Source organism: Diplocloster modestus, assembly GCF_019042245.1.
Lineage (GTDB): Bacteria > Bacillota > Clostridia > Lachnospirales > Lachnospiraceae > Diplocloster > Diplocloster modestus.
On record NZ_JAHQCX010000014.1, the window covers coordinates 48,817 to 61,331 of the forward strand.

At 49.7% G+C, this 12,515-nt stretch carries 9 protein-coding genes; 1 reads left to right on the forward strand and 8 read right to left on the reverse strand.

The window, feature by feature from the left end; translation table 11 throughout:
- Positions 1-58 precede the first annotated feature (58 nt).
- The 4 genes from KTH90_RS17710 to KTH90_RS17725 form a co-directional block, all read right to left on the reverse strand.
- Positions 59-937, reverse strand: coding sequence for an AraC family transcriptional regulator (locus KTH90_RS17710; RefSeq protein ID WP_158353418.1), 879 nt, complete (start codon positions 935-937; stop codon positions 59-61).
- A gap of 312 nt (positions 938-1,249) precedes the next feature.
- Positions 1,250-2,542 (reverse strand): glutamine-hydrolyzing GMP synthase, encoded by a 1,293-nt coding sequence (guaA, locus tag KTH90_RS17715; protein ID WP_238727162.1) that lies wholly within the window; start codon positions 2,540-2,542, stop codon positions 1,250-1,252.
- Between the two features lie 125 nt (positions 2,543-2,667).
- Positions 2,668-3,858: a coenzyme F420-0:L-glutamate ligase gene (locus KTH90_RS17720; protein ID WP_238727163.1), complete on the reverse strand. Its 1,191-nt coding sequence runs from the start codon at positions 3,856-3,858 to the stop codon at positions 2,668-2,670.
- A 327-nt stretch (positions 3,859-4,185) separates the two neighbouring features.
- A complete protein-coding gene (locus tag KTH90_RS17725; protein ID WP_238727164.1) occupies positions 4,186-5,076 on the reverse strand; it encodes an AraC family transcriptional regulator in 891 nt (296 codons plus the stop codon).
- A 437-nt stretch (positions 5,077-5,513) separates the two neighbouring features.
- Here KTH90_RS17725 and KTH90_RS17730 point away from each other — a divergent pair, with 437 nt between their 5' ends.
- A complete protein-coding gene (locus tag KTH90_RS17730) occupies positions 5,514-6,932 on the forward strand; it encodes an MATE family efflux transporter (RefSeq protein ID WP_238727165.1) in 1,419 nt (472 codons plus the stop codon).
- A 34-nt stretch (positions 6,933-6,966) separates the two neighbouring features.
- Here the strand turns inward: KTH90_RS17730 and KTH90_RS17735 are convergent, their stop codons facing one another.
- From KTH90_RS17735 to KTH90_RS17750, 4 genes are all read right to left on the reverse strand, one after another.
- Positions 6,967-8,520, reverse strand: coding sequence for a hypothetical protein (locus KTH90_RS17735; protein WP_238727166.1), 1,554 nt, complete (start codon positions 8,518-8,520; stop codon positions 6,967-6,969).
- A 16-nt stretch (positions 8,521-8,536) separates the two neighbouring features.
- Entirely contained in the window at positions 8,537-8,998 is a 462-nt protein-coding gene (locus KTH90_RS17740; protein ID WP_238727167.1) for an RNA polymerase sigma factor, read from the reverse strand.
- A 185-nt stretch (positions 8,999-9,183) separates the two neighbouring features.
- Positions 9,184-10,662, reverse strand: a complete 1,479-nt coding sequence (locus KTH90_RS17745) for a hypothetical protein (RefSeq protein WP_238727168.1) — start codon at positions 10,660-10,662, stop codon at positions 9,184-9,186.
- Positions 10,663-10,938: 276 nt separating this feature from the next.
- Positions 10,939-11,835 (reverse strand): helix-turn-helix transcriptional regulator, encoded by an 897-nt coding sequence (locus tag KTH90_RS17750; protein WP_238727169.1) that lies wholly within the window; start codon positions 11,833-11,835, stop codon positions 10,939-10,941.
- Positions 11,836-12,515: the final 680 nt, after the last annotated feature.

Below are 12,515 nucleotides of genomic sequence, written 5' to 3' on the forward strand. Positions count from 1 at the left end.
TGTACCTCTGTGGCACCCTTACTATTAACCTTTACTATTAACCTTTGTTATTGCCGTGTTATTTCTTTTCAACCGCAACCCAGATTTCACAGCTATAATCGGGGTCTTCTACATCCGCCGAAGGATAAGCTTCAAAATCCGTTCCACCGCAGGGCTGATACTCACTGGCCGGGAAGAACTCGCTGTATATCTGCTGGTAAAGCTTCTGGAACGCCTCCGGCATCTTTCCGACACAGGGAAATACCACATAGGTATGGGCCGGAATCTGTATCACAGTCAGGTCCTCATCGCTAACAGGCATGCCGTTATAATGTGCGCCGATGGCGTATGGAAATTCCGTGTCGGCAGCGTCCTTGCCAAAACTGGCTCCAACGATACAGTTTTGAAAAATGTTGTTCTCCGGAATATACTTACAAAGTTCCATGATCGTGCCGTCTGTGCCGCAGGATTGCCAAAAGCGGGAGATTTCCTCCGTAGTCAGCTCCTTCTTGCTGGATACCTGTTTCTTTTTGCAGATAATAGGGAATGCTCCCAGAGTCTCGATTCTGTAATTCATCGTGTTTCCTCCATCTAAACTTAGTTTTACGGAAAGAGGAGAAAATGATTTGAGGGCTGCGCCGCCGTGCTTCGCCTGGGAGGGTGTTACCCCGTGGAATTTGGTGAACGCGCGGCTGAAGCTCTCAGGGGTATCATATCCGTACTTTAGCGCGGCGTCGATCACCTTGATATCCGACGACGCAAGCTCATTTCCCGCAAGGGAGAGCCGCCGCATCCGGATGTAATCGCCTAAGGTGAAACCGCAGAGGATACTGAAAATCCTTTGAAAATGAAAACTGGACGAATAGGCCTGCTTCGCCGCCTCTTCATAATCAATGGTTTCCGTAATATGGGCTTCCACATAATCTAACGCTCGCTGTATTCCTTTGATCCACTCCATTGGTCCGCTCCTTTCCGCATAAGTTCATAATAGACGAAATCATGACTGGCTTCATGATATTATGTGCGGTCTGATGTTACCCTCCATCTTGTCTTACTCTTGTGTGTCTTCGCCTTCCCTTCCACGGAAACACAGGCTTACAGGCGGTTCGTATCCCGGCGGCGACCCGGGCAGTCTTTTGCAGCGATGAAAAACTCCCGTCTGAGCTTTACGGTTCAAACGGGAGTTTTCACGCTATCTAAATATTACTTTGGTATAAGAGTTAGTATCAAATCAGTATCAAAAGACGATTCTTATTTCTACTTAGCATTCTTATTCCCACTCAATGGTAGCCGTAGGCTTCGGTGACAAATCATAGCACACCCGGTTCACATTCGCCACCTCGTTCATGATCCGGTCCGTGATCTTTAACAGGACAGGCCAGTCTAACTGCTCAATCGTAGCAGTCATGGCGTCTACCGTATTCACCGCCCGAATGATCACCGGATATTCAAAGCATCTGGCGTTATTCTTCACGCCCACAGACTTAAAATCCGGTACCACTGTGAAATACTGCCATACCTTCTTATCCAGTCCCGCTTTTTCAAACTCTTCCCGCAGGATCGCATCCGCTTCCCTCACGGCTTCCAGGCGTTCTCTGGTGATCGCGCCCAGGCAGCGCACACCAAGCCCGGGGCCGGGGAACGGCTGTCTGTAAACCATGCTGCCCGGCAGGCCCAGCTCGATACCGCAGGCACGGACTTCGTCCTTGAACAGCTGCTTTAGAGGTTCTACCAGTTCAAACTGCAGATCTTCCGGCAGACCGCCTACGTTGTGATGGGACTTCACCATCTTGGCCGTTTTCGTTCCGCTCTCGATGATATCCGGATAGATCGTGCCCTGTCCAAGGAATTCGATGCCGTCCAGTTTTCTGGCCTCTTCCTCGAAGACACGGATGAATTCCGCGCCGATAATTTTCCGTTTCTGCTCCGGATCAGCCACATCCTCCAGTTTTCCCAGGAAACGTTCGATAGCATCCACATAGACCAGGTTGGCGTTCAGCTGGTTCTTGAATACCTCGATGACGCTTTCCGATTCGCCTTTCCTCATCAGGCCGTGATTCACATGGACACATACCAGCTGGGAACCGATAGCTTTTAACAGCAGAGCCGCCACCACGGAAGAATCCACACCGCCGGACAGCGCCAGCAGGACCTTCTTCTCTCCCACCTGACGGCGGATCAGCTCTACCTGGTCCTCGATAAAATTCTTCATGTTCCAGTTGGCCTCTGCCTTACAGGTGTCAAATACAAAGCTCTTCAATACTTCCTTTTCCGGAAGAGCATCATACACCAGCTCACACTTAGCTCCCGGATGATCCACCGCCATCATGGGCAGGCCGCATCCGTAGAGATCCGTGTCTATATCCACCGGCATACCGTCTACGACTCTGTTTTCCCCGCCGTTTAAGACCACGCCTTTTACATTTTCCAGCGATTTCAGCTCATCCGCCGTGATATCATGGGGATAAATCTCACTGTATACTCCCAGATCCCGGATCTCACGGGCCAGCTCCGGATTCCGGGTGCTGCCCAGGTCCAATATTACAATCATATCCTGTTTCATCTTATCCTGCTCCTTATTTATAACATTCCGTTCTCTTAGCTTCTTTACCTGTTTCCTTTACCTGCTTCATTTAGCCGCATTCCATAAGCCGTACCCATCCGCTCTGTCATACAGCCGATACCGGGTTAATTGGTAAAGTTATCGAAATATCCCTGAACCAGTATAACCGGGGTTCCCTTGTCTCCCGAACCGCTGGTCAGGTCGCATAAAGAACCGATCAGATCCGTCAGTCTTCTGGGAGTGGTTCCCTGGGAGGCCATATTACCGACCAGATTATCATCTTTCTCCTTGATTCTCTGGGAAATGGCATTCGTCAACGCCTCGCCGTTTAGATCCTTGAAATCATTGTCCGCCAGATATTTTAACTTCACCTCGTTGGGTGTCCCTTCGAGCCCCGGGGTATTCGCAACCGATACGCAGGGGTCCGCCAGCTCCCAGATCTTGCCGACCGGATCTTTGAATGCTCCGTCACCGTAAACCATAACTTCAACATGCTTTCCTGTCTTGTCCAGCATCTGTTTCTGGATCTGCATCACCAGATCCGTACAGTCTCTGGGGAACAGCTTAATGGTGTTCTCTGTGGACTTATTCGAGCCCAGCAGGCCGTATTTTTCATTGCAGCCGCTGCCGTCCACCGGCGCGTTCAGAATATCGTCCATCCCGCATACGACCTCTGCGCCGTTTGCCATCAGGATTCTCTTGGTTCTGGCTCTGGTATGTATATCACAGTTCAGCACTCTCTTCGTATAATCCAGGATCACCCGGGGATTATTGGCGAAGATCACTTCCACATCGGCCCCCATTTCTTTGATCAGGCCGCTGTAATAATCCACATAGTCAACTCCTGTAAACTGATGCTTGTTCTCGCCGAACAGCTCTCTGTATTTTTCCAATGTCAGAACGTCGCTGTAAGGATTCACGCCGGCTTCATCCAACTGATCCTGGGTCACCAGCTCATTCCCCACCTCATCGCTGGGATAGCTCAGCATCAGAACCACTTTCTCCGCTCCCATGGCAATTCCTCGCAGACAGATCGCAAAACGGTTTCTGGACAGAATCGGAAAGATTACGCCGATCGTTTTGCCTCCCAGTTTGGCTTTCACATCCTTTGCGATGGCCTCGATGGGCGCGTAGTTCCCCTGGGCTCTCGCCACTACGGATTCCGTGACGGAGATGACATCCCGGTCGCGTATCTCAAACCCTTCTGATTTTGCCGCGTCCAATACGCTTTCCACTACAATATCAGCCAGTTGATCCCCTTCACGGATAATCGGACAACGAATTCCTCTGGACACTGTCCCTACTTTTCTTTCCATTTGTATTCCCTCGCTTATTTTAAGATTTTGAGTATTCAAATTTAGGCTCACAAAGACATTATAATATAAATCATTCCATAAGTAAAAAACTTTCTCGATTCTTTACAACATTTTTCGCGATGGGAGGGGACTGTCCCCTTTCGGTAGATTACAAACCCTGCAAGCAAACAAGAGAGAAAGGGGACTGTCCCAGGATGCCGGCTTAAGCCCAATCCCTGTCCTTCAGACAGGTACCTTCTGCTCAAGCCAGCTTCCGGGGACAGGCCCCTTCCTCTCTAACTTTTTTGAACAAATACGTTTCTGGCCGGAATGTGCCAGTCCCCTCTCTTATTTCCTTTTAACCGGAATCCATATCGCAGCTTCATAATCCTGAGCGGTAATATCCCCTTTCGAATACCACTCGATGTTTGCACCCATCGCGATCTCAAATTCAGCATTGTTCGGAAGCCATTCTTTAAAGATCTTCGTATTTACAGTCTGGAGAGCGGCAGGCATCGGTCCGTCACATCTGAACTTCGCCCACTCCATATCCGGAAAGCGATATACAGTCAGCCCCTCCGGCACATCACCTCCTGTATACGCCCCGGCCAGCAGATACCGGAACTTCCCTTCCTCACCTACATCATCGATACAGATTCCATATTCACCGATCTTATCATCCCATACCGCTTTCTGTATCGCATCCGCAGGTTTTACCTGTCCCGTGAGGTACTGCATATACTGACCGCAAAACTCATCCCAGAACTTCGGTATTTCCTGATAAGACGTCTCAAAAGAAAATATCCTCTCAAAACCGATCACCTGTAATCCCTGCAGCTTTTCAATTGTGTAATTCATCTCGTCTCCTCCTTGTATGGATATTCTTATTTTCAGAGGTAAGAAAGTTTTGATTCTTCCGAATTGACTGCGGATCTGCATCGGAGACAGTCCATGAAACCGCGTGAACGCTTTGGTAAAACTCTCAGGAGTATCATAGCCGTACTTATATGCCAGCTCAATCACCTTCTCATTTCCGGATATCGCATCCAGTGCCGCCAGATAAAGTCTCCTGTTTCTGATATACTCCGATGGGGAGTACCCGGTCATAATCTTGAATCCCTTCTGAAAATATAAGGGGGACATGTAGATCGTTTTCGCAATATCGTCCGTCCGGATATCGTCGAGAAGATGATCTTCCATATACCGGATTGCGAACTGTAAACTTTCTGTCCAGCCCATTTTTCTCACCTCCTGTCTTTATGATAGTATTTAATAAGAAATAATTCCTGTCATTTCAAGAACAATATTGTCCGAATATGCATACATGCACAAATCATAATACACTACGATTCTACCTGCTCACTCCGTCTCTGTCAAATGACTGAAATAAGCTGTCGTAACCATACTCTCATTGAAAATTTTAACCATGAAAAATTCACAGTGTCCATAACTTATGAAAAATTCACAGTTGCATATGCAACCAAAAATTGCTATAATAGTGATTAGTTTTTCAAAGGTATCTGGGATCTATCTGGTTTATTAGAAGTTTCACTTCATTAGTCCATACTTCTGGGAACGCACCCGGAATAGCTGTCCGACGGCTATATTATCTGCGCATAAACTCGATTAAAAGATTTTAATACTTCGAAAGATACAAAAGAAAGGAAGGCTTTATTATGGAAGAACAAGTTCAGATTATGTCGAAAAAGGAAAATCCGTTGGGCTATCAGCCTATCGGTCGGCTGCTCATGAGATTCGCGCTGCCCGCGATTATCTCCATGCTGGTAAATTCGCTGTATAACATTGTTGACCAGATCTTTATCGGACAGGGAATCGGGTATCTGGGAAATGCCGCGACTACCATCGCATTTCCTATTGTAACGATTATCCTGGCTGTATCCACGCTTCTGGGCGCCGGCGCCAGCGCGTTCGCGGCCATAAAACTGGGGGAAAAGCAGGAGGAGACCGCCGAAAAGTGCCTGGGAAATGTATTTATTCTGGGAATCGTCATGGGGATCATCGTGCTGGTCCTGGGGTTGATATTCTTAGATCCGATGTTAAAGCTGTTCGGCGCAACAGAAAATACCATGGAATATTCAAGGCAGTACACTTCTATCCTGCTGATCGGCGCGCCTTTTAATATGCTGGGCGTAATCCTGAGCAATATGGCAAGGACTGACGGGAATCCTACCTTGGCCACATACAGTATGGTGATCGGCGCTGTCCTGAATACGATTCTGGACCCGATCTATATCTTCGTGTTCCATTGGGGCGTCGTGGGAGCCGCTATCGCTACGATTACCTCTCAGATTATTTCTGCAGTGGTGCTGACCGTATATTTTATCCGCTTCAGTAATATGAGGCTGAAGACTGCCAATTTCCGGCTGCGGGGACCGATCTGCGGCAGAATGACTGCGCTGGGGGTATCCAGCGGGATCACCCAGAGCGCGGCAACCATCCTTCAGGTAGTCCTCAACAACTCCCTGGTTTTTTACGGAAACCGAACCGCGATCGGAGGGGACGTGGCTCTAAGCGCCATGGGAATCGTATCCAAAATCAGTATGATCCTGTTGTCGGTCTGTATCGGGGTCGGTATCGGTTCACAGCCGATCCTGGGCTTTAACAAAGGGGCCAATCATCCCGGACGGATCCGCAAAACTTACCTGTACGCCATCGCCGCCGCCACAGCGGCATCCGTGATCGGCTGGGCTGCCTGCCAGTTGATCCCGGATGTGATCCTGAGGCTTTTTGGTACCGGTAATACCGACTTTACCGTATTTGCCATTAAGTGTATGCGCATCTATATGCTGGGCATATTTACCGCCGGTTTCCAGGTGGTCTCAACCAGTTATTTCCAGTCCACCGGGCAGCCCATGAAGGCCTCAGTTCTGTCCATGCTGCGGCAGCTTCTGCTGTTAATTCCTCTGATTCTGCTGCTGCCCATGTTTTTCGGACTGGACGGGGTGCTGTACGCGGGGCCGGTGGCAGACTTTACCTCCGCGGTGATCGTCCTGGTCTTTATCATCTATGAGATGAAAAAACTGAATCAGGACTGTCTTGCAGAACAAGGTATTCCGGCGGACAGTGTATCCTGACTGCCGGCAGATGAATAAACGATATTTTTCTGTATTATTTAGCTTTCTCTGCGGATAGAGCCAGCCGTTCTCCATTGATGATCACTGCGCTGATCCGGTCGATATCCACGACAGCCGGGTACATGGCCTGGAGTTGTACGGTTCCGTCTTTCCCATCCCACTGCAGGTCATCTAACGTAATCCTGCTGCCGTCATCCAGCTCCAGCGCCATATCATGGAAGGAATCTACCTCTGTCTTCATCGTAAGTTTCATAGAGATCGGCGACAGGGTCATCTGTACTACCTCGATTCCATTCGCCAATGTTTGATTCATGTCCTCATAGACGACACTGGTATCTTCATAGTCAAGCGGGAACTCGAATTCCCAGCTTCCCTGATAAGCTGTGCGGTAGGAACCCGCCCCGCCCAGTGCCAGGACTGCATCTTTTAACTTCTCCGGGCTGCCCAGGCCGATGAATTGCATACGGGTCCCGATCTGTTCCCCATTCACATAATCAGATCCCGCCGTAGGATCTATCCCCTCGAAAGTATCCAGATTGATGGCGTTATAACCGCTGCCATGGACACTCAGGATCTCTCCATTTTTCCTGTTCACTATATTCATATCTGACACATCGTTCGGATCGACAGCCCCGTTCAGATTCAGGTTCAAATACAGGTCGCCCTCGATAAACGCCATATTATCTATCTCCATCTCCGGATAGGTATCACTGAACTTCAACTTCTTTCCAGTCCGTTTCAGCAGATAAATATTGTGCTGTTCTCTGACGCCGTCGGCTCCTTCCGACTCTGTCGCGCCCCACTCCAGGTAGTCATCCGGTGTAACCTCATTGAAATTTTTGCTCAAGGCAGCCAGATCCTCCATATCAAATACTTTCATGGAATCGTCCGAAACCCTCAGGTCTTGAATACTGATCTTCAACTGATGTCCCGCCACGGAATCAACCCCTTCAAATCTCAGGGTTTCCTTGATCAGGAATGTTGCTTTCCCGGGGACACTGCCGTCATCGATCCTGGCAGCTCCGCAATATTGACCCATGGCAGCACCGTCCAGCTGCAGGAAGATCTCTCCGAACTGGAACTGTTTTATCTCTTCCGCGGTCTCTCCCTCAAACGGCTGTCCGTCCAGCGTCTCCACATCAAAAGCCAGATACAGGGAATTCCCATCGCCGACGATCCCTCTGGCCGTATAGGATAACCCCGCGTTCTCCACTATCTGGAACAGAATGCTTCCCGCCTGGGTCAGGAACGGATTATCTGCCTCCACAGGTTCCATTGCTGGAGTCGGGGAACCACCTGCGGCTGTGTCCGGAGCCGGATTCTGCTCCTCTGACGGCTTCATAAATATATTTTTAAATATTTGATTGAGATTAATCTGATCCGCTACCACAGGGATGGACAGACAGAGAACCAATGCCGCAGCCAAAATCACAGCTGCCCGCAGCGGAAACCTCTTCGTCTTTTGACCCTTCCGTTCCTGCGGGAGGCTCACTTTGATCCGCTCCATACGCTCATCAAATCCCTTAGGAACCCGTATGGATTCTCTGGACGCCATATCCTTTATCTTTTTATCTAAACTATCCTGCATGAGAACCTCTCCTTTCTTAAATAAGGCGTTTTAGCTTCGCTCTGGCCCTGGTCAGACGTGATTTCACCGTTCCAACGGGAATGTCCAGGATCATACCGATCTCCTTTATGCTCAGGTCTTCATAGTAAAAGAGGATCGTAACCACCCGGAATTCTTCATCCAGAGTATTTACCAAATCCCACAGCTCATAGTGGGAATCTTCGGCAGGGATATCGGTACCGGGCGCATCCTCCAGATAATCAGTCCTTCCCCGTTTCCTGGCTATTCTGTATGACTCATGAACGACGATTTTCATGATCCACGGCCGGAACTTATCCGGATTTTTTAACTGATTCCTCTTTTCATAAGCCTTCAGTATACTTTCCCCTACCGCATCCTCGGCATCTTCATCATGGTATAAGATTCCTCTGGCTACCCGGAACATGCGCCGCTGGTATTGTTCAATATAATTGCAGAATGCTTCTTTTCCTATATCCATTGGCCCTATCCTTTCCTCCTTGTTCTAAGCCTTGTACAATGCTTATACTATATAGACACCCCTGCCATTTGAAAGGTTCCCGCAAGTTATTAAAATTGTAACCAATGCGCTTCCGTTTCCGGGCTGTGCGGTCCCCAGAAGGGATTCTGATGCTGCAGCAGCACTTTCCCATTACATAAATAAAATTAGGTTTTTCCGAACCCGTAATAACTCCAGTGGAGAGGTTCTTTTGTTACCGGATGTTTTCCCGTATGCTCATAGATCTTTCGCAGACACTTACTGATACAAGACGGATCCCCTCCGCACCACGCGGCCGCCTTCACCGTGCTCTCAAAGATCCTTCCCGGTTCCTCCAGACAGATAATAGGTCTTTGCATGCAGAATGCGGTGATCTTCTGACGGATCTCTTCTTTTTCCCGGGCAGACATTTTCAGCCAGATTTCATAGTCCTGCCAGTGCAGCAGCCGGCCGGTATGCGGGTCTTTTCCTGCCGCCTTCGGGGTATTCAGGATCTGGCCCAGGTTCCCTGAGCTTATGTTACAGAATCTGGCGGCTTCTGCCATAGACGGGAAAACCTGCCCCGTCTCCACGCAGATGATCCGCACCTGCTCATGCCTGACAGGCTGATAATCGCTGATCCCAGCCGCGGCTCCCCGCTTCAGATAGCGGGGCACCGTACATTTACCAAGCTTCATCTGTTCGGCGATCCGGGTCAGTGGGTAACCCTGGGCATATAGCGCACATACCTGTTTCACATAAGAATCCAACGCCTGACGTTCGCATTTTTCCCAGTCGATCCTTTTCAGATCGAACCGGGCGCCCAGCGGGCTTTTGCTTATCATCTCCACCATGTGCCCCATTCTGGATTCCCTGCAGTTGACCGTCAGATACGTCTGGGTCGAAAAGCCGTACCGGTAAGCCAGCTTCCGTTTCAGCCGGTCGTTATCGATCTCTTCCTGTTTCGATCTCCCGAACTTTTTGGAAAAATCCCGTTTATCCTCCTTCAGATGCTGCCCGCCGTGGAATTCCACCAGCAGGTCGACTCTGTCCGGATCCGAAAGGGACAGCCCAAAATCATAACTTCTGTTGATCTTTACCGGAAACAGATCCGCCGCTGCCACTTCCCTTCTGAAGTCAGCGATCTGGCCCTGGACCGCCAGCTGGGCAAAAAAAGCGGCTCCGAACTTATTCGGATAACTCACGCCATCCTCCAGTTGGTTCAACCGCTCTTCCTGTTCCTTTTTCGACATCGCTTCCCACTGATCCGCTGCTATCCAGTGCAGCACTTCCCCGGTCACCGGATGGACTCCGGCGCTGTGCTGCAGCCCATGGATACAGCAGCAGATATTCCCGGACTTAACTCCGGCCCACCTGGATGCCTCCATTATAGACGCGAAGATCCGTCCAGGTTCTTCCATGCACACAACGGCCCGTACATGTCCGGTGCGTCCGGCCGCATCCCACACCATCCCGTGTGCATTCAGCCACTGCTCCATTTCATCCGACAGCGCGCGGCCCTCCCGGCCTTTTTTGGCTACCCGGTAGCCGCTGATCTTCCTGCCCAGCCGATAGCCGTCGATGACCGTATCCATCTTCACATACAGGTCCCCATGTTCCTGATAATAAATCATAGCGTAATGCTTAAACTTTTCATCGGGTGTCATGAAAACTCCTTTTTCTTTCGTAATACCAGGATCAGATATACACTGATCCGATGTGTGTCACAACCGCTCAGAAAAGCGTCTCCAGCATCTGTCCTGCAGCGTAAACTCCGGTGCCTGAATTCCTATCTCCAGCATAACATATATCTCCTTTCGTCCCGGTGATGGATAACATCCCCACTCTTAAGACAATTATAACTTAGGACCATTATAATTAAAATAAATTTCTAATGTCATACGCCGATACGCTCCCAATACTGCTCTTTCGCCTTACTGTTCTTAACTTTTTCTTACAGGCCTTAAAACTTCATATCCGATCGTCTCGGGAATCATCCTCTGGTAATCCTGGCACTCTGTCTCGTTCCAGGCAAAGCCCATCGTGGACGGGTCAAAATTCCAGGCCAGGTTTTCCACGCGGTTCAGTACTTTTTCGCAATCCTGAAGAAAATCAAAAGCAGGATGATAAAATACCAGATAATAGCTTCCGGGATATTCCCGTATCTCGAATCCTTCCGGGACAGGACCGTTATAATCGTCAGGCACCCCCAGACCGTAGCTGTATCCCCTGCTGCCGTTCTCTAAGAACCAGCCTCCGGTATGGCAGGTGACCACCGGATGCATGACATGAGTCATACTCTCGATCGTACCGCAGATCTCATCGCAGTTGTGGCGCTCGAAAAAAGGGAAATAGGCCTGGACCTGCGCATCCCGGATGGCGATATATTTGTGGGCGGGAATATACTCGATTCTAACTTTAGCCTCTGTAAAAATTGTTTTTTCCATATCTCTGTCTCCTTGTTCATAATATTCCGGGAAAAGGACTTCTTTTTTCATGGACACAGGAATGGGACCAGGGTTTCTCCGGTATGCGGCCGGTGTACATCCGAACGCATATACAAAAGCTCTCGTCAGAGCTTGTTGGGATGAGAATCCGTAATTCAAAGCGATATCCAGGATACGCGTATCGGTGTCTCGCAAAGCTCTGGCCGCCAAGCTTAAACGGCGGGCCGCCATATAATTCTTCAGCGTAACACCTGTGATAGCGTGGAACTGGCTGGAGCAGTAATACGGTGAGTACCCGATCTGCCTTGACATTTCCAGAAGTGTCGGTGTCTCCGTGATGTGCGCGTCCAGCCAGTCGATCATCTGCTGTACCGCTTCGTTCCATTCATACATGTCTGTCCTTCTCCTTTCCTTGACAGTATAACAAAAAATAAAAGCTATTGTTTTATCATAAGTTGTAATTAACTGTTATCTATCTAAGAAACCTGAAAGCAATTGACTTAGGGCCGGATTAGAGAGAAGCAGCGGGGGCTTGGAAGCCGTCCGGTTTATCCTAATCCCTACTTTAACAACAGCCTTTTTGCAAGTTCTGACCTGTTAACAGTATCGTTAACAACATTTATATTAAAGCACCTACTCCCAGGATATCCAAAGTCCAGAGATCTTACCTAAAACTTACAAAACAGATCCCCCCCACAGTCAAAACGGACTTAACTGCTCCCCATTCACCAAAGCAGGGTAAAACCCTGGGAGACGGGAGGGGCCCTTCTGTTGTGGGGCGCAGGGCGGATCCATGTCCTTTCGCGGGCATAGGGCGGCTGAGCAGCAGCTTAGTGACATCCCGCCGGCAGGCTCAGGATGCGCGGCGGACTTCACGTCCGACGTGCAAGGGCCACTGAACCGGGAACGCATCAAGCGCTCCTGGTGAATTGGCCCGGTTCCTGAGCCTGCCGGCGGGATGTCACTTAGCTGCTGCCAGCGTACAGCCCGCAGCCCGCGAAAGGACATGGATCCGCCCTGCGCCCCACAACAGAAGGGCCCCTCCCGTCTCCCAGGGTTCTACCCGGCCCTTA